The following is an 18,979-nucleotide window of genomic DNA, read 5'->3' as shown; positions in this document are numbered from 1 at the left end:
AGAACTGCGCGGGTGGATCGGGGAGCGGGCCCGCGCTCCGCGGGACGCTGGGGGGCGAGGCGCTCCGCGGGCGCTGGGGGGGGCGAGGCGCTCAGTCGCGCCGGCTCTCCTGTCCGGGTCCGGTGGCGATGTCGTCGAGCAGCCCGGTGTGGCCGCTCTCCTCGATCCACCGCTCGGTCACCCGGCGGGTGTCGGGCCGATACTCCTCGCCCGCCTGGCGCGCGTACCCGTCGATCCGCTCCAGCGCCCCGGTGCAGTAGATGTCGGCGAGGTCCTGGGCCTCGGCGTCGTCCTCGGCCGAGCGGCGCGCGGCCCGGGCCAGGACCAGGCTGGCGGTCATGATCTCGGTGGCCCAGCGGGCGACCGCGATCAGCTGGTGCTCCCGCGCGAACAGGTCCTGGTCCTCGGGGTGGCACCGGGCCAGTTCGGCGCACCGGGAGCGGAAACCGCCGAGGAGTTCATGGAGCCGGTCCAGGTGCTCGCGGTTGCGGGGGCTCAGCGCGGTGTGCAGCCGGGTGCGCGCGCCGGCGGCCCGCTCGGCGCCGGTGCCGTCGTCCAGGGCGTCCGCCCGGTGGTAGGAGAAGATCGCGAGCTTGGACAGCCAGTAGTCGAGCTGGAAGTCGACGCCCCCGGAGATGCGCAGGTTGCGCGCGTCCCGGAAGGCGCGCTCCAGCGGCACCGGGGGCGCGCCGCGCCGCTCCTTGCTGGCCGCGGTCTCATAGCCCTCCGCGCCGAACAGGGACATGGTGCGGTCCACCACGCCCCAGCACAGCACCGAGGTGACGTTCTTGGCGACGGCCTGTTCGAAGAGCGGGTTGAGCCCGGCGTCCTCGCACAGCAGGCTCCACTCGGACACGGCCTCGATGGCGAAGGTGTCGGCGAGGGAGGCGGCGACGAGGTGCTGGATCTCCTCGTACTCGGCGAGCGGCACCCCGTCGATCCTGCGCCGCCGTACGAAGCCGCGCGACCAGTCCAGGCACTGCTTGGCGATGGCCAGGGCGGGGGCGGCGATGAGGTACATCCGGCCGAGCACGGCCAGCCCGCCGGCCTGCGCGGTGATCCGCACGTCATGGGCGCTGGGCTGCTCCACGAAGACGTGTTCCCGGGGCACCCGCACCCGGTCCAGGGTGAAGCCGCCGTTCGGGACGCCCTTGATGCCCATGAACTCGTGCACCGCGGTCCGCCGCACCCCGGGCGCCTGCGGATCCACCACCAGCAGCCTGCGGATCTCCCGGTCGTCCTCCCGTACGGTGGCGACCACTCCGAGCAGGTCGGCGACCGGGGCGTTGCCGCTGAACACCTTCTCGCCGCTGACCAGGTAGGCCGTCCCGTCCTCGGTGGGTACGGCGACGGTCTCCCGCCGATGGTTGGCGGCGCCCGCGGGCTCGGTGTCGGCGAAGCCGGAGAGCAGCCCCTCCCTGACCCTTGCGGCCAGCATCTCGCGCAGCGGGCCGTCCGGGAGGATCCGCACCAGCGGGCCGAAGCCGATGGAGTTCTGCACGGCGACGGCCAGGCCCAGCGGCATCGACCAGCTCGATACGGCCTGCACGACGCGGAAGGCGTTGAGGTCGGACAGGCCGAGCCCGCCCAGCTCCGGTGATCCCTGGAGCTTCACGAACCCGCTCTCCCGCAGCCGGTCGACCGCCTCCTGGGGCAGTACTCCGGTCCGCTCCAGCTCGGCGGGGTCCACCAGTTGCCGGGCGAACTCCTTGGCCTCGGCGACCACCGCGTCCCCGATCTTGCGGTCCTCCTCGGGCTGCGCCGGAAAGGGATCGAGGAGATCCAGCCGCAGCGCCCCCCGCAGGAGCTCCTCCAGGAAACTGGTCCTACCGGGAACACTCATCCCATTGAGCGGACGGGTCATGGCGCATCCTCCGTGTCTGTACCCGGGCACGCCCCGCCCCGGGCACACGGGCCCGTGGAGGGACGACCAGGCAGTCGAACTGAAGTCGGCTCACATATGTCTGGAGTTTTCCGGCACCGGTGCGCGCCCGGACGCGCGCGGCGGTACCGCACCCGTCGGCCGCGGAGCGCCATGGCGCTCCGCACCGGCGGATGGGGGAAGGCCCCGCGGTCGCGCCCCGCGGAAGCCGGACCGTGTACCGCGGCACGGCGGGGGACTCAGCTCCCTCGCCGCACCGCACCGGCACCTGGTGGAACACACCGGGCTCGCTCCCTGGGCCATGAGGGAGCGGCCGGCTGGTGGCCGGTTCGCTCAAGGTTGTTGTTGATCAGAGATTCCCTCGCAGACCCGTTCGAACGCCAGCCATTTTCGGCCACAGTTTCGATGCGCCTCCATGAGCAAGGCCATGGCATACACCTCAGGCCCGCCGGGTAATGTGCGGCAAGCGGAGGCGCGTCCCGGCGTGCCCGCGTACCGTCCTCCGCACCGGCAACCCAGGAAGGAATGTGCATGAACTCCACACCGCGCACCGGCGGCGGTCTGCCGCCCGCCTTCATGGCCTCCGAGACCTCGTCCTTCCTGGACTTCCTCTCCGTGCAGGCGCCGGAGCTCCTTCCGGCCAACCGGGACCTCCCCGCGGTGCGTGGCGCGTTCGAGGCCCCGCACGGCACCACCATCGTCGCGGCCGGCTACGCGGACGGGGTGCTGGTGGCCGGCGACCGCCGGGTGACCATGGGCAATGTCATCGCGCACCGCGAGTACGACAAGGTGTTCCCGGGTGACGAGCACTCGGCCATCGCCATCGCGGGCACCGCGGGCCTGGCGGTGGAACTGGTGAAGCTCTTCCAACTGGAGCTGGAGCACTACGAGAAGATCGAGGGCACCCCGCTCTCCCTGGACGGCAAGGCCAACCGCCTGACCACGATGGTGCGCGGAAACCTCGGCATGGCCATGCAGGGCCTGGCCGTGGTGCCCATCTTCGCGGGCTACGACCTGGACCGGGGCGTGGGCCGCATCTTCAGCTACGACGTCACCGGCGGGCGGACCGAGGAGACCGGCTTCACCGCGACCGGCTCCGGTTCGGTGTACGCCCGTGGCTCCATGAAGAAGCTCTACCGGGCGGGCATGTCGGAGAACGAGGTGGTCACCGCCGCCGTGCAGGCTCTCTACGACGCCGCGGACGACGACTCGGCCACCGGTGGACCCGACCTCACCCGCCGCCTGTTCCCGCTGGTCGCCCTGGTCACCGAGGACGGCTACCGCCAGCTTCCGCAGGAGGAGATCGCCGCGATCGCCCAGGCCGTGGTCGACCGCCGCCTGGAGGCCCCCGAGGGCCCGCGCGCGCCGGTGCTCTGACCGGATCCGGCCACCGCCCCGGGCCGCGGCCCGGGGCGGTCCGCCGCACAGGCCGAGAACCCCCTCCCTTCGTCCGGCACACCTGGGCACCGCGAGCCGGTCGACCACCGAGTCGGCCGGCTCCCGTGTGTCCGCACGGGCTCGTTCCGCATCCCCGTCGGCACCCTCGGCCGTCCACCGCCGAAGGCCTCGGCGCGCCGCTCCCCCACCGCGAGGCGCGCCGCCTTCCCGAGCCCCATCGCACACATCGCGCACATCGAGTACTTCCCGGCTCATCCCCACGACGCCACCTCAGGAGATCTCGTCATGCCCGGAGTGAACCGCCGTCACCTCTTCCGCACCGCCACCGCCCTGGCCTCCGGCGCCGCCGCCGGCTCGGTACTGGCGTCACCCGCCCAGGCCGCACCCACCGCCGGCGCCGAGTGCCCCGCCCCCCTGGGTCCGGTGACCGTCGGCCCGGACGACTCCCGCTACCCGTATCTGGTGGACCGCGGCCAGCAGCGCTGGACCGGCACCCCCGACGAGGTCCGGGTGGTCGGCTCCACCGGTCAGGTCGTCCAGGCGGTGCAGGCGGCGGTGGACGCCGGCAAGCGGATAGCGGTGCGCAGCGGCGGGCACTGCGCCGAGGGCTGGGTGGACGACCCGGCGGTCCGGGTGGTCATCGACATGTCCGGGATGACCCAGGTCGGCTATGACGCCACCCGCCGGGCCTTCGTGGTGGAGCCGGGCGCCAGACTGGGCGAGGTGTACCGGCGGCTGGTCCTGGGGTGGGGGGTGACCGTCCCCGGAGGCTGGTGCCCGGGAGTGGGCGCGGGCGGACACATCAGCGGCGGCGGCTACGGGGTGCTGTCCCGGGCGATGGGCCTGGTGGTGGACCACCTGTACGCGGTCGAGGTGGTCGTGGTGGGCGCGGACGGCAGGGCGTCGGCGGTGGTGGCGACGGGCGAGGCGTCCGACCCGAACCGCGAGCTGTGGTGGGGGCACACCGGAGGCGGCGGGGGGAACTTCGGCGTGGTGACCCGGTACTGGCTGCGCTCGGCGGGGGCCGAGGGGGACGACCCGCGGCGGCTGCTGCCCGCGGCGCCGACCGAGACGATCAACTTCTCCGCCCAGTGGCCGTGGCAGGCACTGGAGTTGGACGAGGCGAAGTTCACCCGGCTGATCCGCAACCACACCGACTGGTGCGAGGCGAACAGCGCGCCCGGCGCCGCCGCGACCCGGCTCTACGCCGATCTGACGGTGGGGCGCAAGGCCAATGACCTCAACGTGGCCAGCGGCCAGGTGTACGGCCCCGACGCCGACCGGCTGCTGGACGAGTACCTGGCGGCGCTGGGCGCCGGGGTGGGCACGCCGCGCAATGTGGCGCGAGCGCGCCAGCCATGGCTGGCCGCGGCGCTGGCCGGCCCGGACTCCAGCCAGTACCGACTCAAGATCAAGTCGGGGTATCTGCGCACCGGCTTCTCGGACGCGCAACTGGCCGCCATCTACCGGAACATGACCCGGGAGCAGGATCCCGGCCTGCTGTTCGGGTCGGTGGGCATCGCCAGCTACGGCGGGCAGATCGGCGCGGTGGCCGCCGACGCCACCGCCTTCCCGCACCGCGACGCGGTGATGCGGATCCAGTACACCACCGCCTGGGCGGACCCGGCCCGGGACGCGGACTACGTCGACTGGCTGCGCACGCTGTACCGCGAGGTGTACGCCGACTCGGGTGGCGTACCGGCCCCCGAGGACGGCGCCTACATCAACTACCCGGACGACGACCTGGCCGACCCGAAGGTCAACACCTCCAAAGTGCCCTGGTCCACGCTGTACTACAAGGGCAACTACCAGCGACTGCAGAAGGTCAAGGCCACCTGGGACCCCAAGGGCGTCTTCGGCCACACCCTGGGCATCCGGCCGCCGAACTCCACCCGCTGAGGCACTCCCGCGGGGCGGGGCGGCGCGGATGAGCCCCCGCCCCGCCGACCGGGGTGCCTGCCCCACGGCCCCGGGTGGTGCTGACCGGTGAGGCGGCGCCGGGCACCGCGCCCGGGTGCCCGGCCGGTGAGGCGGGGCACACCCGTTGTGTACGATGTACACATTCGGGGTCGGTGGTACCCCAGGGCAGACTCGGACGATCCGCGCGGTGGACGCGCCCTTGAGGGAGTGGGTGATGGCGGCGGACGCCGGAAAGCCGAAGCGGGGCACCTATCGCCATGGCGACCTCCGCAACGCACTGGTCCGGGCCGGTCTGGAGCTGGCCCGCCAGGGCGGGCCGGAGGCCGTGGTGCTGCGGGCCGCCACCCGTGAGGCCGGGGTGGCGCCCAACGCGGCCTACCGCCACTTCGCCGACCGCGCCGCCCTGCTGCACGCCGTCTCCCAGGAGGCCATGGCCCAGGTCGCCCGCACCATGGAGGCCGAACAGGCTGCCCTGCCGCCGACCGCCGACCCGGCCGCCGCCGCCCGGGCCCGCTTCCGCGCGGTCGGCACCGGCTACCTCCGCTTCGCCCAGGAGGAACCGGGGCTGTTCCGCACCGCGTTCCACGTCCCCGGCGACATGTCCCACGCCGCCGACGACTCCGCCGCGGGAGGCAGCGGCAAGACCCCCTTCGAGCTCCTGGGCGCCGCGCTCGACGGCCTGGTGGAGACCGGCCGGCTGCCCGCGGACCGCCGCCCCGGCGCCGAGTTCCTCGCCTGGTCCGCGGTCCACGGCCTCGCCGCCCTCCTCATCGACGGCCCGCTGCGCGGCCTCCAGCCCGACCAGGTCCACGATGCCGGGCAGCACCTCATCGACATGGTCGAACGCGGACTCTGAGCAGGCCGCGCCCGCGCCCGACCAGGAACTGCGAGCCAGGCGCGGCGCAGGCGGCGGGAATCGTCCCTGCGCCGCCGCCCGCCACGGCACCGTAGGCGGGATGCGCCGTCCGTCGCGGCTGCGGGGAGGTCACATGGCCCTGATCCGGAGGTAGCGCACCACCTCCGGTCCTTCCACCCAGGCGATGGCGCAGGCCGCGGCGGCCATGACACCGACCGCGACTCGCACCACCCCGGCCGGGATGAAGATTCCGCGTCTCATCGGGAACTCACCTCCTCTCCGACGGTGGCGGGCCGCTGCCCCGCGCGGACTCCGCGGTCAGCCATCGGCCCCGCGCCGGCGAGCAGTTCGGCCACGAGTGACTCGACCATCCCCGCGGCCACCTCGACCGCCTCCCGTACCGGGCGGCTGAGCCCGACCCGGACATCCGGCTCCTCCCCGGTCATGCGGATCTCCGGCTCACAGCCGATCACCAGCACCCGGGGGAGCGGCTCCTCGGCCAGATGGGCGGCGAGCGACAGCACCTGGACCGGATCCATGCCATGGGCCTGCGGGGTGGCCCGCGACTCGGCGAGATCGGGGACCTCGGGCTCGATGACGCTGACGGTGCCGGGAGGCTGCCCGTGCGGGGCGGCGTCGACGAACAGGGCGGTGTGCCAGCCCTCCAGCAGACGGTAGGCCAGGTCCATCCCGCGGATGCCGAAGTCGGCGGCGTGCACCTGGGGCGGCAGCGGGCGGGCGCGCAGCGCGGCGATCACCTCGGGGCCGAAACCGTCGTCCGCGCAGAAGACGTTGCCGATACCGGCGACCAGGATCCTCGGCCCGGTGGCCGCTCCCGCGCCGGCCGGCTCCACCACCGGCTCCAGTTCCTGCGGCGAGAAGAAGAAGCGGTGTCCGATCTGCTGCCCGGACCCGAAGTCGCGCCCCGGATCCCCCTCCAGCACCACCGCGACGTGCACGGTGCCCTCGAAGTCCTCCTCCACCCCGTCCACTTCGGCGATCCGCCCGGCCAGGGCCATGTCGAGGATGTCGGCGCGCTGGGTGGGCCGCAGCCGCACCCGGCTGCCGCGGGCCAGTTCGACTCCGTCCACCATGACCGTACGGCGCCCGGGCGGGACGGTGTCCTCGGGCGGGAAGGGGCGGTTCACACGTCCTCCAGGGTCCGGAACTCGCGGATGGTGCCGTGCAGCGCGCCGAGTTCCGCCGGTCCCAGCTCCGCACAGCGGTCCAGCAGCTCCCTGACCCGCGGGTCGCAGGCCCGGGCCTCCCGCCGCTCCTCCTCGGTGAGGCTGAGCACGCCGAGGATGAGCAGCTTGTCGATCTCGGTGCCGTCGAAGAGGTCGCCGGGGCTCTCCGGGGCCACGGCGGGGAAGTCGTAGAGGGTGACGGGCGAGGACAGCACGGTGTGCGCGCCCGCCCGGCTGTCCTGCCGCGGCGGCGCGGCGAGCCCGCCGCCCCCGGCCGCCGGACCGGCTTCCGCCTCGGCGACCAGGACGGGCCAGGTGCCCTGGTTGTCGCAGGCTGCAGCGGCGGCGCGCAGCCGCTCCGGCGGGTCGAGCAGGGAGACGAACCGGGCCGTGTCGCAGTGCAGCACCGTGTGGGTGGAGACGAAGGCGTGGACGGCGGCCCGCTCCCGGGCGTGGCGCTCTCCGGCGGCGGGCCGGGGGCAGGGGGTGGTGTTGGTGAGGTGCACGGCGATCCGGGTGAGCCCCTCCCCCACGGGCAGCGCGTGGATCTCCACCGTCCCGCTGAGCGGCTGCCGGCTGCGGACCACGGTGCCGGCGTGGCGCCCCGCCGGGTCGTACAGCGGCTCGCGGTCGGTGCCGCCGGGCACCTCGATCGGCCGGGTGTACGGGCCTGCTGCCCAGGCGGCCGGCGGGAGGTGGACGTACAGGTCGTGCTCGGTGGCCTCCTGCCAGGTGAGGTGGCGTTCCCCGGCCACGGTCAGTTCGTCCACCGGTTCCGGGCCGCCCTCGCCCTCGCGGACCACCTGGCGGTCCACGACGTGCAGGAAGCTGACCCGCACGGTGACCTCGGCCGGTCGGCCCCCGGTGTCCAGAAGGACCTCGGTGCGCAGGGTGCCGGGTTCGCCCAGCTCCTCGGCGACGGCGGTGGGGAAGACGCCGCCGAAGGTCCAGCGCTTGGCGTTCTTCAGCGCGGATCTGCGGTAGGGCCACAGTACGTACCCCTCGTACAGGCAGGTCCGTGCGATCTTCTCCACGGCGCGCTCCCAGGCGGGGCGGGTCGGGGTGCGGTCGGCGGTCACGGTGTCCTCCCCGGGTCGGCTGCCGCCTGGGCCAGCAGGTGGCGGACGGTCTCGTCCCAGCCGGTGAGCATCCGGCGCGACCGGTAGCCGTCGAGCAGTTCGTAGGTGTCGGGCGAGAGCCGCAGCCAGGGGCTCTCGCCGTAGTAGCGGTCCATCAGCTCGTGCCAGAGCGCGGCCGGCAGCCGGCAGGCGGTCTGGCGCGCCCAGGAGATCCGGGCGGTGGACAGCAGCCCCTGGGGCGTGGTGAAGAAGACGGTGCCGCTGAAGAGGAAGTCCAGCGGCACCTCACCCTCCCGCACCGCCCGGAGGTACTTGGTCACCGCCAGCTCGGTGTCGTAGCCGCAGGGCACGGTGAGTTCGACGGTGGTCGAGTCCTCGAACGGCGGGACGGTGAGCGTGGTCTGGGCCCAGGCCAGCGGACGCAGGGTGGTCCCCCACCGCTCGGGGGTGCCGAACAGCTCGGCCAGCGCCCGCTGCTCGTCCGCGGAGTAGCGGCGTCCGGTCACCGCGATCCGGATGGCGGTGGTGAGGCTGATCGAGCGGACCGGGCCGCCACCGGACCGGGTGATCTCCAGGTGGAAGCTCAGCGTGGGGAGGGAGGCGAAGCGCTGGGGCTCCACTCCGGTCACCGCGAAGCCGAGGTCCACGGCGGCGGGTGCGGGCGCCGCCGGCCGCTGGGTCAGGTTCACGCCGGGGAGAGGTTCGGCATGTCGGACAGGATCGGGTCGCGGTGCGCGGAATTGATCCCGGTGGACCGGCGTGCGGTCGAGCGGTCGTCGGGCAGGTGCCCGGGCTGGCGCTTGCTCAGACCCAGGTGCCCGCCGCGGCGCACCCCCCGGATGTGGGCGGTCGCGTCGGGCCGTACGTCGGGCGGGCCTACGGAGATGCCCATGGTGCCTCCTCGGTGGTGGGGAGAGAGCCAGATGCCATCGATGCCGTCGATGCCGTCGATGCCGTCGATGCGGTCAGTGCGTCGAAGAAGGCGCCGAGCCGCTGCCACACCTCGGGGCCGCCGGCCAGTCCCCTCCAGTGGGCGCGTACGACGGCCACCGCGCGGAAGCAGTCGTCCAGCGGCACCAGCCAGTGCTCGCGGGCCCCTTGGGCCCGGTGCACCAGCAGGGCCTCGACGTCGCCGGCCAGGGTCGGCAGTGCCGGGTGCGCCTGGCTGATCTCCTGCCAGGCGGCCGGGGCCACGGTGGCCCGGGTGACGCCCAGCGGGCTGGGGTAGCGGGCCGTGACCTCGCCGGTCCGCTCGGCGCGGGTGAAGAAGGCAAGGTCGACGGGGATGCCGAGGGCGGCCCACCGCACCTGGTCGAGCGCCGGCCCGTGCAGCGGCACTCGGCGGGTGGGCAGCAGCCGGTAGTGCGCCCCGCCGGCCTCGCCGCGGTCGAAGAGCAGGCCGCAGGCTCCGCAGGCGCAGCTCAGCTCCTCGGTGTTCAGGTCCAGCAGATGGCGGTGCGGGTCGGGGAGCGGCTCGGCGCACAGGTCGCAGCGCTCCGGCGCGCCGGTCTCCCGCGGCCGGGCGTGCCGGGCCTGGCGGGCGAGCCGCCACAGCCGGGGGGCAGGGCCGCCGGGCGCCGGGGGGTTCGAGCGGTCCGAGGGGCCTGCCCCGTTCATCCGCTCTCCCTTGCCGAGAGCACCGGGTCCGGGGCCCGTACCCCCTTCAGGAGCGCGTCGACCGGGATGAGGGGCCGCGCCGGCGCCGCGGGCGCGGTCTCCACGGTGACGCGCTCGAGTTCGGGGGCGCGGTGGGCGATGCCCTCGCGCACCAGCTGCTCCAGCTCCGGGCTGCCGGCGGCGCAGCCGCAGCCGCCGCCGGTGAGGCGGACCCGTACCGCGGTGTCCGTCAGCTCCAGGACCTCCAGGTCGGCGCCGCGGGCCGACAGCTCCTCGGCCAGTTCCCGGACGGCGCGCCGGGCCCGGACCGGTACGGGGTCCGGGTGGAGGTCGTGGACCAGCAGCAGATGGCCGATCAGCTCGTCCTCCGCCAGCCGCCGCAGCAGTCCCGCGCCCTGCTCGCCGCCGGTCGCCCCGGCCAGGTCCACCACCCGGGCCAGGCACTCCCCGTAGAGGGCGACCAGGGCCTCCAGGGCGGCCTGGGCGCGGGCGGCGGCCAGGCCGTCGGGCAGGCTGTCCAGGCCGGTCAGCAGCTCTTCGGTCCGCGCCACCCGGGTGCGGGCCTGCTCGTCGTCCCATGGCATGCGGCGGCTCCTAGGAGACGGCGCCGAAGGTCGGCGAGTGGGTGGTGGTCAGGGTCCGTCCGCCGCCCAGGTACATGTGGACGCCGCAGGGCAGGCAGGGGTCGAAGCTGCGCACGGTGCGCATGATGTCGATGCCCTTGAAGCCGTCCGGGCCGTTCTCCTCGAAGATGGGGCAGCCCTGGACGGCGTCCTCGTAGGGGCCGGGGGTGCCGTAGCTGTCCCGGGGGCTGGCGTTCCACGGTGTCGGCGGGTACGGGTGGTAGTTGGCGATCTTGCCGTCCCGGATGACCAGGTGGTGCGAGAGCACGCCGCGGACGGCCTCGTGGAAGCCCACGCCGATGCCGTCCTTCGGCACGGTGAAGTCCTGGAAGACCTTGGTGCGGCCGGCCCGTACCTCCGCCATGGCCTGTTCGACGAAGTACAGGGCCATGCCGGCGGCGTAGGCGACGAAGTACATCCGGGCCCGGTTGCGCTCGATGGTGTTGGGGAACTCCGGCGGCTTCCACACCAGTCGGGTCTCGGGGGTGGCCGGCGTCTTGGGCAGGTCGATCTCCACGCTGGTGCCGGTGGAGCGCACATAGGGGGTGCGGACCTTGCCGGCGAGCGCGGTGGCCCACAGCCGGGCGATGGGTCCGCCGCCGGTGTCCAGGGCGAGGTGGTCCCCGGTGCGCTTGTCGAACCACCGGGGGCTCATCACCCAGCTGTACTTGCCGCCGTCCAGGTCGCGCTTCTGCGGCGCGGGCAGGGTGGTCTGGTTCCAGGGGTGCCGCTGGTCCACCGGGTTGCCCAGGGGGTCCTTGTCGACGAAGGTCTCCTCGCCGACCCAGTCCTGGTAGTAGGAGCTGCCGAGCAGGATGCGCATGCCCAGGTTGATGTCGACCAGGTCGGTGGTGACCAGCCGGTTGTCGACGACGATGCCGGGGGTGACGAACATGCGGTTGCCCCACTCGTTCATCCGCCGGTAGTCGTAGTCGACGATCTCGGGGTCCTGGAAGGCGCCCCAGCAGCCGAGGAGGGTGCGGCGGCGCCCGACCTCCTCGTAGCCGGGCAGGGCCTCGTAGAAGAAGTCGAAGACGTCGTCGTTCATGGCGACCGCGCGCTTGACGAAGTCCAGGCAGCGGGTGAGCCGCACCAGGTAGTCGGTGAAGACCTGGGGGGTGGCCACCGTGCCGACGCCGCCCGGGTACAGGGTGGAGGGGTGCACGTGCCGCCCCTCCATCAGGCAGATCATCTCCCGGGTGAGGCGGCTCATCACCAGCGCCTGCTTGTAGGTCTCGCCCTCGAAGGGGTTGTAGGAGCGCATGATGTCGGCGATGGTCTTGTGCCCGTGCAGGTCGCCGCGGGGGGCCGGGGTGCGTTCGGCGCGCTCCAGCACCCCGGGGTTGGTCTCCTTGACCATGCGTTCGCAGTAGTCGACGAAGACCATGTTGTCCTGGAAGATCGTGTGGTCGAACATGTACTCGGCCGCTTCGCCGAGGTTGATGATCCAGTCGGCCAGCGGCGGCGGCTTCACCCCGTAGGCCATGTTCTGCGCGTACACCGAGCAGGTGGCGTGGTTGTCACCGCAGATGCCGCAGATCCGGCTGGTGATGAAGTGGGCGTCCCGGGGGTCCTTGCCCTTCATGAAGACGCTGTAGCCCCGGAAGATCGACGAGGTGGAGCGGCACTCGACCACCTCGCGGTTGGCGAAGTCGATCTTGGTGTAGATGCCCAGGTTGCCGACGATCCGGGTGATGGGGTCGAACGCCACCTCCGTGAGGGTGCGGGAGGCGGGTGGTGCGGTCTGGCTGCTCGTCACGGCGGGGTCCTGTCCTGGTCTGGCGGGGGTTTCGTCAGTGGCGGGGCCAGCGCGGCGCGTAGCCGGAGGTCAGCTGGGAGCGGTTGTGGCGCCACTTGGGTTCGTGGTTGACCGTGCGGTTGGTGATGGACCGCAGGGTCCGGATGAGCGGGCCGTAGGAGTGCCCCAGGATGGCCGAGGACAGGGAGCCGCCCGGCGGCTCGTCCATGAAGGGCATGAACTTGTCGGGGAACCCCGGCATGGTGCAGCCGATGCAGATGCCGCCGACGTTCGGGCAGCCGCCGATCCCGTCCATCCAGCCGCGCTTGGTGACGTTGCAGTTGACCACCGGCCCCCAGCAGCCGACCTTCACCTGGCACTTGGGCGAGTTGTAGTCCTTGGCGAAGTCGCCCTGCTCGTAGTAGGCCGCCCGGTCGCAGCCCTCGTGCACCGTCTTGCCGAACAGCCAGGTCGGCCGCAGCTGCTCGTCCAGCGGGATGGGCGGCGCCAGCCCGGCGGCCTGGTACAGCAGCCAGGTGACGGTCTCCATGAAGTTGTCGGGCTGCACCGGGCAGCCGGGCACGTTGACGATCGGCAGCCCGCCGGCCGAGCGGAAGTCCCAGCCGAGGAAGTCGGCCAGTCCCATGCAGCCGGTCGGGTTGCCCGCCATGGCGTGGATGCCGCCGTAGGCGGCGCAGGTGCCCACGGCGATCACCGCGAAGGCCTTCGGCGCCAGTTGCTCGATCCACTGGTTGAAGGTGATGGGCTCCCCGGTGTCCGGGTCGTTGCCCATGGAGGTCCAGTAGCCGTCGCCGTTGATCCGCTCGTTGGGGATCGAGCCCTCCACGACCAGGACGAACGGGCCCAGCTCGTCGCGTGCGGCCTGGCGGAAGGCGCGCAGGAAGTCCTCGCCGGTCTCGTAGGCCAGGACCTTGTTGTGGAGGTGGACCCTGGGCAGCCCGGGGATGGCGCCGAGTACCACGTCCTCCAGGCTCGGGAGCGAGGCGGCCGTGACGGAGACGGTGTCGCCGTCGCAGCTCATGCCCTCCGAGGTCCACAGGATATGGACTTCCTCCACCCCGCCGGGGGCCTGCGTGCCGGTGCTCGCGGAAGCGGTCACGGGAGCCTTCCTTCCGGACGGTCGTACGCGGACGCGGCCGCCGAGGAGCGGCGGGTGCGGCGTCCATCGCTGCCCGGCGGCCCCGGGCTCACCCCACAAACATTTACATAATTCGCGATGTACGACCATTCGGACACATGGGGTCGGTGGGAGTTTCCACCAGATGGTCCGGGGTCCGCTCCGGGCGCCGCTTGGTCACGAAGGCCGACCGGAGCGCGTGATACGGCGCCGTGGGGTCGAAGAAGACCTCCCGCATCCGCTCCAGCTCCGCGGCCCGGTAGGCGCCCAGTGGCCTGGCCGCCTCGTCCCGCTCCCGGGCGGCCTTCTTGGCGCCGATCCGGGAGCGCAGCCCGGCGCCGGCGGCCAGCCGGGCGGCCATCCGGGCGACCTCCCCGGCGAAGTCCCCGACGGCGCATTCCAGGACCCGGTCCACCAGGCCGATCTCCTGGGCGCGCGCCGCGCTCACCGGCAGTGCCCGCTGGGTCAGCCGCTCGGCCATGCGGTCCCCCACCCGGCGCGGCAGGGTGTACGTCCAGAACTCCGCCCCGTACAGCCCCATCAGCCGGTAGTGCGGGTTGAGTACCGCCCCGGCGCGGCACCACACCTCGTCCGCGGCCAGCGCCAGCATCGCCCCGCCCGCCGCGGCGTTGCCGCACAGGGCCGCGACGACCAGCCGGTCGGTGGTCCGCAGCACCGCCTCCACCAGGTCGTCCATGGCCTGGATGTTCGTCCAGGACTCGACGGCCGGGTCGGCGGCCGCCTCGATGACCCCCAGGTGGATCCCGTTGGAGAAGAAGTCCCGCGGGCCGCCGAGCACCAGCACCTCGGTGGGCCGGGAGCAGGCGAAGGCGTAGGCGTGCAGCAGCCGTCTGCACCGCTGGGCGCACATCGCGCCGCCCGGATGGGTGAAGCGCAGGAAGCCGACCGGCCCCTGCTCGGTGTAGGTGATGTCCTGCCAGGTCCGGTGGTCCTCGACCGGCCACAGGCCGCAGGGGGCCTCGGGCACCCCGCGCAGCCGGTCCCCGAGCACCGTGGTGGCCGGCAGCGGGTACGTCCGCGGACCCTGCGGCCGGCGGCGGGGCCGCAGCTGCGGGATCCACACCGCACCGTCGACGGTGGCCCGGCAGATCGCCCCGTGCCGGGTGGCCACCACCTCGCCCGGCCGGCCCGTCAGCCGGTCCTCCGGGTGGCCGCCGTGCAGAAACCACTCACCGCCCAGGAAGGCGTCCAGCACCCCGGGTTGGGAGTCGGCCGCCCGCAGCTCGCGCAGCACCGCCTCGGTGGGGTCGGCGGCCCAGTCGATCCGCCGCTCGGCCTGGCGCAGCAGGGGCCGGGCGGGGAAGGTCCCGTCGGCCTCCGGCGGCTGCCGACGGGGGGTGTACGTACCGGAGTCGAACCGCTCGACGGCGGTCAGCACCGCCTCCAGCGCGGCGTCGGCCAGCTCGCCCCGGTACAGATCGCTCTTGCCGACCGGCGGCACCGGGCAGGAGGCCGAGGCCCACACCGGGCCGGCGTCCATCTCGGCCTCGGCCTGGAGCACCGTCACCCCCCAGCGGGTGGCGCCCTCCCGGACCGCCCGGTCCAGCGAGGACGGCCCGCGGTCCCCCGGCGGCCCGGGGTGCACGATCAGGCAGGGGCGGGCGGACCAGATGTCCTCGGGGATGGCGGTGGTGAGCATCGGCGCCAGGATGAGCCGCGGGTCGTGGCGGCGCACCGCCTGCCGCAGCGCCTCGTCGCCCAGTGCCAGTTCCACGGCCACCCGGTGCCCGCGGTCGGCCAGGGCGCAGAAGACGCGCTGCGTCAGGCTGTTGAAGGCACTGGCGACAAGCAGGATGGTCACGCTCTCTCCCCGGGTGCTCGAGGTCCGCGGCGCTGCCCGGCCGCGCGGATGGCGATGCTCCCCCGGACCGCGCTCGCCGGGCCGCCGACGCGCGCGCCGCCCGGCGCGGTTTTGGGCCACGCGGGGGAAAAACCGGGGAAAACACCGCTGCCCGCGCCCGGCCCGTGCGGAACCGCCCCGCCCGGTGCCTACCGTCGGGAGCCATGCACGAACTGTCGATCGCGCTGGCCGTCGTCGAGACCGTCGAGGAGGTCGCCCGGGAGCACGGCGCCGCGTCGGTCGAGGCGGTGCAGCTGCGGGTCGGTCAGCTGGCGGGCGTGGTCCCCGACGCCCTGCGGTTCTCCCTCGAGGTGGCCGCCCAGGGCACCCCGCTGGCCGCGGCCGAGCTGGTGATCGAGGAGGTGCCTGCTCGCGCGCTGTGCGAGGGCTGCCGCACCGAGTTCGCCGTCGGCACCCCGCCCCGGCTGGGCTGCCCGCGCTGCCCGGACGCCGCCACGACGGTGGTCGCCGGGCGGGAGCTGGAGATCGCCGCGGTCCGACTGCCGCCGGCCGCCGCCTGCCCCGCCCTGGCGGCATCCACCTTGGGATCGGAAGGAGGCCCGTGATGTGCCGGAACGTCGACCTGCGCCAGGCGGTGCTGGCCAAGAACCACGCCCTGGCCGACACCCTGCGCACCGAGCTGGCGGCCCGCGGGGTCCGCGTGGTCAACCTGCTGTCCAGCCCGGGCAGCGGCAAGACCGAGCTGCTGACGCTGGTGCTGCGCCGCGTCCGCGAGCGCGGGGTGCCGGTGGCCGCGATCACCGCCGACCTGGCGACCGAGAACGACGCCCGCCGGCTGGCCGCCTCGGGGGCGCCGGTGAAGCAGGTCCTCACCGGCGGACTGTGCCATCTGGAGGCCGAGCAGGTACGCGGCCACCTCGACGGCTGGCTTCCGGACGGCACCCGGCTGCTGTTCGTGGAGAACGTCGGCAACCTGGTCTGCCCCGCCTCCTACGACCTGGGCGAGACCCTGCGGATCGCCCTGATGTCGGTGACCGAGGGCGAGGACAAGCCGGTCAAGTACCCCACGGCCTTCGGCTCCGCCCATCTGGTGGCGCTGACCAAGACCGACCTGGCCCAGGCCGCCGGCTTCGACGCGGCGGCGTTCACCGCCCACCTGGGGCAGGTCAACCCCGGTGTGGAGGTGGTGCGTACCTCGGCCCGTACCGGCCAGGGCGTCGACACCCTCGTGAAGCGCGTGCTGGCCGTCTGCGAGGGCGCCCCGCCGCACCGTCCGGTGCTCGACGCCCGGCACCACGCCGTCCACCCGGCCGTGCCGTCATGACCAGCACGCTGGACGGGCCGGTGGCCCAGGCCGTCGCCCGCCGGGTGCGGTTGACGGTGCGCGGGGTGGTGCAGGGCGTCGGCTTCCGGCCCTTCGTCCACCGCCTGGCCACCGAGCTGGCGCTGTCCGGCTTCGTCGGCAACGCGGCGGGCGGGGTGTTCATCGAGGCCGAGGGGCCGCCCGGGGCCCTGGCGGAGTTCCGCCGCCGGCTGCGGGCGGAGCGGCCCCCGCTGTCGCAGGTCACCGGCCTCACCGCCGAGGAGGTCCCCGCCCGCGGGACCGGCGGCTTCGCCATCCGCCCCTCCGAACAGGGCGAGGGCCGCACCCAGCTGCCCCCGGACACCGCCACCTGCCAGGAGTGCCTGCGCGAGCTGGCCGACCCGGCCGACCGCCGGTACCGCCACCCCTTCATCACCTGCACCCACTGCGGCCCCCGGCTCACCATCGTCACCCGGCTGCCCTACGACCGGGACGCCACCACCATGGCCGCCTTCCCCCTGTGCCCGGCGTGCGCCGCGGAGTACCGCGACCCGGCCGACCGCCGCTTCCACGCCCAGCCCGTGGCCTGCCCGGACTGCGGCCCCCGGCTCACCCTCGTCCGCGCCGTGGACGGCACAGGCGCCCCGGACCCGGAGCGGGTGACCGGCGGCCGGGCGCTGGAGGCGGCCCGCCGGCTGCTGGCGGGCGGCGCGGTGCTCGCCGTCAAGGGCCTGGGCGGCTACCACCTGGCCTGCGACGCCGCCGATCCGCGGGCGGTCGCCGCCCTGCGCGCCCGCAAGCACCGCGCCGCCCGGCCGTTCGCCGTGATGTGCGCGGACCTGGCCACCGCCGAGGGCCTGGCCGAGGTCGGCCCCGCCGAACGCGCCGCCCTCACCGGCCCGCACCGGCCCATCGTGCTGCTGCGCCGCCGGTCCGGGACCGAGCGGGCACTGGCCCCCGGGGTCTGCCCGGGCAGCCCCGACATCGGCGTGCTGCTGCCCTACACCCCGCTGCACCAGCTGCTGTTCGGCCTGCCGGGCGACCCGCCGGGCCCGCGGACACTCGTCATGACCAGCGGCAACCGCTCCGGCGAGCCGATCGTCACCGATGACGCCGAGGCCCTGGACCGGCTGGCCGGCCTGGCCGACGCCTGGCTCACCCACGACCGTGCCATCGAGGGGCCGTGCGACGACTCCGTGGTGCGGGTGACGGCCGACGGCCACGAGCTGGTGCTGCGCCGATCGCGCGGTTACGCCCCGCGCCCCGTCGCGCTGCCGCTGCCCGTCCGCCCGGCGCTCGCGGTCGGCGGCGACCTCAAGAACACCCTGTGCCTGGGTGAGGAGCACAGCGCCTGGTTCTCCCCGCACATCGGCGACATGGGCGAGCTGGCCGCGGTACGCGCCTTCGAGCACGGCGAGCGGCGGCTGCGCACCCTCACCGGGGTGGCGCCGACGCTGCTGGCCGCCGACCGCCACCCCGGCTACCACACCACGCGCTGGGCCCGCGAGCACACGGCCGGCCGGCCGCTGCGCCTGGTGCAGCACCACCACGCGCACATCGCCTCGGCCATGGCCGAGCACGGGCTCACCGGTACGGCCCCGGTGATCGGGGTCGCCTTCGACGGCACCGGCTACGGCGACGACACCGCCATCTGGGGCGGCGAGGTGCTGCTGGCCGACTACGCGGGCTACCGCCGCCTGGCCCATCTGGCGTACGCCCCGCTGCCCGGCGGTGACGCGGGGGTCGCCAATCCCTGCCGGGTGGCGCTGGCCCGGCTGCACGCGGCCGGCCTGCCGTGGGATGCCGACCTGCCCTGTGTCGCCGCCTGCCAGGACACCGAACGGCAGGTGCTGGGGCGCCAGTTGGAGCGCGGTCTGGGGTGCGTTCCCACCTCCAGCATGGGGCGGCTGTTCGACGCGATCTCCTCGCTGGCGGGGGTCTGCCACCGGGCGGACTACGAGGCGCAGGCCGCGGTGGAGTTGGAGGCGGCCGCCCGCACGGCCTGGTCCGAGCGCACCGGCGCCTACCGCTTCACCCTCCGGACCGCCGGTCGGCCGGGGGCCGCCCGGGCCACCGTGCTGGAGACCGCGCCCGTGCTGCGCGCGGTCATCGCCGACCTGCGCGGCGCCGTGCCGACCGCGGTGATCGCGGCCCGCTTCCACCGCGCGGTGGCCGCCGCCGTCACCGAGGTGTGCGTGCGGGTCCACCGGGAGACCGGGGTGCGCGCGGTGGCGCTCACCGGCGGGGTGTTCGCCAACGCGCTCCTGGACCAGGAGTGCGCCGACCTCCTGGCGGCGGCCGGCCTGGAGGTGCTGCGCCACCGCGAGGTGCCGCCCGGCGACGGGGGCCTGGCGCTGGGCCAGTTGATGGTGGCGGCCCGGGCCGAGACAGCGGGGAGCGGAAGGTGACCGGCGAG

17 protein-coding genes are annotated in these 18,979 nt (G+C 74.1%); 6 read left to right on the top strand and 11 right to left on the bottom strand.

What is annotated here, in order from left to right; translation table 11 throughout:
* Positions 1-91 precede the first annotated feature (91 nt).
* Entirely contained in the window at positions 92-1,843 is a 1,752-nt protein-coding gene (locus E4099_RS01735; RefSeq protein ID WP_167828260.1) for an acyl-CoA dehydrogenase family protein, read from the bottom strand.
* 570 nt (positions 1,844-2,413) lie between these two features.
* On the opposite strand from E4099_RS01735, the gene prcB reads away from it, so the two are divergent.
* The 3 genes from prcB to E4099_RS01720 all read left to right on the top strand — a co-directional run bounded on the left by prcB (position 2,414) and on the right by E4099_RS01720 (position 6,056).
* Positions 2,414-3,259: a proteasome subunit beta gene (gene prcB, locus E4099_RS01730; RefSeq protein WP_135337082.1), complete on the top strand. Its 846-nt coding sequence runs from the start codon at positions 2,414-2,416 to the stop codon at positions 3,257-3,259.
* 306 nt (positions 3,260-3,565) lie between these two features.
* On the top strand, positions 3,566-5,179 hold the full coding sequence (locus E4099_RS01725; protein WP_135337081.1) for an FAD-binding oxidoreductase: 1,614 nt from the start codon (positions 3,566-3,568) through the stop codon (positions 5,177-5,179).
* Between the two features lie 208 nt (positions 5,180-5,387).
* The gene (locus E4099_RS01720) at positions 5,388-6,056 is read left to right on the top strand and encodes a TetR/AcrR family transcriptional regulator (RefSeq protein ID WP_245244491.1); all 669 of its coding nucleotides are present in this window, start codon (positions 5,388-5,390) and stop codon (positions 6,054-6,056) included.
* Positions 6,057-6,185: 129 nt separating this feature from the next.
* On the opposite strand, the gene E4099_RS34775 is transcribed toward E4099_RS01720, so the two are convergent.
* The 10 genes from E4099_RS34775 to E4099_RS01675 form a co-directional block, all read right to left on the bottom strand.
* Complete coding sequence (locus E4099_RS34775) at positions 6,186-6,317, bottom strand: hypothetical protein (protein ID WP_280923469.1); 132 nt, start codon at positions 6,315-6,317, stop codon at positions 6,186-6,188.
* On the bottom strand, positions 6,314-7,204 hold the full coding sequence (locus tag E4099_RS01715; RefSeq protein WP_245244490.1) for a hydrogenase maturation protease: 891 nt from the start codon (positions 7,202-7,204) through the stop codon (positions 6,314-6,316). The genes E4099_RS34775 and E4099_RS01715 overlap by 4 nt, the downstream gene beginning before the upstream one ends.
* Positions 7,201-8,322 (bottom strand): hypothetical protein, encoded by a 1,122-nt coding sequence (locus E4099_RS01710; protein WP_135337080.1) that lies wholly within the window; start codon positions 8,320-8,322, stop codon positions 7,201-7,203. The genes E4099_RS01715 and E4099_RS01710 overlap by 4 nt, the downstream gene beginning before the upstream one ends.
* Entirely contained in the window at positions 8,319-9,011 is a 693-nt protein-coding gene (locus tag E4099_RS01705; RefSeq protein WP_209446500.1) for a DUF6084 family protein, read from the bottom strand. Before E4099_RS01705 ends, E4099_RS01710 begins: the two co-directional genes overlap by 4 nt.
* Complete coding sequence (locus E4099_RS01700) at positions 9,008-9,214, bottom strand: hypothetical protein (protein WP_135337079.1); 207 nt, start codon at positions 9,212-9,214, stop codon at positions 9,008-9,010. The genes E4099_RS01705 and E4099_RS01700 overlap by 4 nt, the downstream gene beginning before the upstream one ends.
* A complete protein-coding gene (locus E4099_RS01695) occupies positions 9,199-9,939 on the bottom strand; it encodes a DUF5947 family protein (RefSeq protein WP_245244489.1) in 741 nt (246 codons plus the stop codon). Before E4099_RS01695 ends, E4099_RS01700 begins: the two co-directional genes overlap by 16 nt.
* Positions 9,936-10,523, bottom strand: coding sequence for a NifU family protein (locus E4099_RS01690; RefSeq protein WP_135337078.1), 588 nt, complete (start codon positions 10,521-10,523; stop codon positions 9,936-9,938). The genes E4099_RS01695 and E4099_RS01690 overlap by 4 nt, the downstream gene beginning before the upstream one ends.
* Positions 10,524-10,533: 10 nt before the next feature.
* Entirely contained in the window at positions 10,534-12,321 is a 1,788-nt protein-coding gene (locus E4099_RS01685) for a nickel-dependent hydrogenase large subunit (protein WP_135337077.1), read from the bottom strand.
* A gap of 34 nt (positions 12,322-12,355) precedes the next feature.
* Positions 12,356-13,420: an NADH-quinone oxidoreductase subunit B family protein gene (locus tag E4099_RS01680; protein WP_245244488.1), complete on the bottom strand. Its 1,065-nt coding sequence runs from the start codon at positions 13,418-13,420 to the stop codon at positions 12,356-12,358.
* A 103-nt stretch (positions 13,421-13,523) separates the two neighbouring features.
* On the bottom strand, positions 13,524-15,260 hold the full coding sequence (locus tag E4099_RS01675; protein ID WP_135337075.1) for an enoyl-CoA hydratase-related protein: 1,737 nt from the start codon (positions 15,258-15,260) through the stop codon (positions 13,524-13,526).
* A 203-nt stretch (positions 15,261-15,463) separates the two neighbouring features.
* On the opposite strand from E4099_RS01675, the gene hypA reads away from it, so the two are divergent.
* From hypA to hypF, 3 genes are read left to right on the top strand one after another with little or no spacing between them, the layout of a single operon-like run.
* Positions 15,464-15,865 carry a hydrogenase maturation nickel metallochaperone HypA gene (hypA, locus tag E4099_RS01670; RefSeq protein WP_135337074.1) on the top strand — a complete coding sequence of 134 codons (402 nt, stop codon included), beginning with the start codon at positions 15,464-15,466 and terminating at the stop codon, positions 15,863-15,865.
* On the top strand, positions 15,865-16,584 hold the full coding sequence (gene hypB / locus E4099_RS01665; RefSeq protein WP_135337073.1) for a hydrogenase nickel incorporation protein HypB: 720 nt from the start codon (positions 15,865-15,867) through the stop codon (positions 16,582-16,584). The genes hypA and hypB overlap by 1 nt, the downstream gene beginning before the upstream one ends.
* Positions 16,581-18,971 (top strand): carbamoyltransferase HypF, encoded by a 2,391-nt coding sequence (hypF, locus tag E4099_RS01660; protein WP_209446499.1) that lies wholly within the window; start codon positions 16,581-16,583, stop codon positions 18,969-18,971. Before hypB ends, hypF begins: the two co-directional genes overlap by 4 nt.
* Positions 18,972-18,979 lie beyond the last annotated feature (8 nt).

The sequence above is a fragment of the Streptomyces palmae genome (assembly GCF_004684805.1).
In the GTDB taxonomy this organism is placed as follows: Bacteria; Actinomycetota; Actinomycetes; order Streptomycetales; family Streptomycetaceae; genus Streptomyces; species Streptomyces palmae.
This window is presented reverse-complemented; position numbering and strand designations above follow the sequence as displayed.

Bases quoted from the DNA above. Each gene is read 5' to 3' on its own strand.
- E4099_RS34775 (WP_280923469.1), bottom strand. From the start codon at position 6,317: ATGAGACGCGGAATCTTCATCCCGGCCGGGGTGGTGCGAGTCGCGGTC.
- E4099_RS01700 (WP_135337079.1), bottom strand. From the start codon at position 9,214: ATGGGCATCTCCGTAGGCCCGCCCGACGTACGGCCCGACGCGACCGCC.
- hypF (WP_209446499.1), top strand. From the start codon at position 16,581: ATGACCAGCACGCTGGACGGGCCGGTGGCCCAGGCCGTCGCCCGCCGG.
- hypB (WP_135337073.1), top strand. From the start codon at position 15,865: ATGTGCCGGAACGTCGACCTGCGCCAGGCGGTGCTGGCCAAGAACCAC.
- E4099_RS01725 (WP_135337081.1), top strand. From the start codon at position 3,566: ATGCCCGGAGTGAACCGCCGTCACCTCTTCCGCACCGCCACCGCCCTG.
- E4099_RS01695 (WP_245244489.1), bottom strand. From the start codon at position 9,939: ATGAACGGGGCAGGCCCCTCGGACCGCTCGAACCCCCCGGCGCCCGGC.
- hypA (WP_135337074.1), top strand. From the start codon at position 15,464: ATGCACGAACTGTCGATCGCGCTGGCCGTCGTCGAGACCGTCGAGGAG.
- prcB (WP_135337082.1), top strand. From the start codon at position 2,414: ATGAACTCCACACCGCGCACCGGCGGCGGTCTGCCGCCCGCCTTCATG.
- E4099_RS01735 (WP_167828260.1), bottom strand. From the start codon at position 1,843: ATGAGTGTTCCCGGTAGGACCAGTTTCCTGGAGGAGCTCCTGCGGGGG.
- E4099_RS01690 (WP_135337078.1), bottom strand. From the start codon at position 10,523: ATGCCATGGGACGACGAGCAGGCCCGCACCCGGGTGGCGCGGACCGAA.